At 64.6% G+C, this 970-nt stretch carries 1 protein-coding gene; it reads right to left on the bottom strand.

Annotated elements, in window-relative coordinates; all coding sequences use genetic code 11:
• Positions 1-11 precede the first annotated feature (11 nt).
• A partial coding sequence (locus DY926_RS16095) for a TolC family protein (protein ID WP_148707831.1) occupies positions 12-970 on the bottom strand: 959 nt, incomplete at its 5' end.

Genomic DNA, 970 nt, shown 5'->3' on the forward strand with positions numbered 1-970 from the left:
GGTAATGCGCTTCATGGCACGATACCTGTCGCGATCAGCATGCGGATGCTGGCCACATGCCATTCCACATCGGCCCGCGCGCTGGCCAGCCGGGTGCTGGCCGCAGCCTGCCGGGCGGCAAGTGCCGTGTCCAGACTGGCTTCGCCCACGCGCCATGCATGTTCCTGTGCCGCGGCACGCCGTTCCATGCTGCCCGCGGCGGCGCGGGTGGTCTGTCGCGCCGTGGTTGCCGCAATCAGGCGTTCACGCACGCGCATCATTTCCAGGTGCACCATGCGTCTCGCCTGCATTTCCTGGCTGGTGGCCGTAGCCAGCCGGTTGCGCGCTTCAGACATGATGGGGGTATTGCGGACCTCGCTGGGCAAGGGAATGCTGAAATTCAACCCGACCCGGTCATCCCACGGGCTGCCGTACTGCTTCTCATGGATGGCATCCACACCGATTTCCGGGTTGGGCATGAACGAACGGCGCGCCAGTTTCATGTTGGCCTCGGCGGCTTCCACATTACGGTGCGCCACCTTGATGCGGGGGTCATTGTCTTCCATGTCACGGGGCGCAATGAAGCGGGCGTGTGTGACGTCGCCCTCCCCATACCGCGCCAGGTCCGGCACGACCGGACGGCCCAGAAGCATCTCCAGTGACGCAACTGCGTTTTCGGCCTCTTCCTGCGCCATGGCCAGTTCATTGCGGGCGTTTTCCATCGCCGCCTGCGCCATCTGCCCATCGGCCGAGGCCAGTTCGCCACCATGCACCGCACGCGTAGCACTCGTAGCCATGCGTGCCGTCGCATCGTACAGGACATGGGCCACATCCACCCGGGTACGGGCGATCAGGGCAGCAGCACCCGCGTCAAGCACACGGATCGACAGCGCCATGTGTTCGACATTGAGCTGTTCATCAAGCGACGCGGCTTCCGCGCTTGCGACCTGTTGCGTAGCACTACCCTGTCCCGGCAGCCATAACGGTACGG

It is taken from the genome of Komagataeibacter melaceti (genome assembly GCF_003403295.1).
GTDB lineage: Bacteria > Pseudomonadota > Alphaproteobacteria > Acetobacterales > Acetobacteraceae > Komagataeibacter > Komagataeibacter melaceti.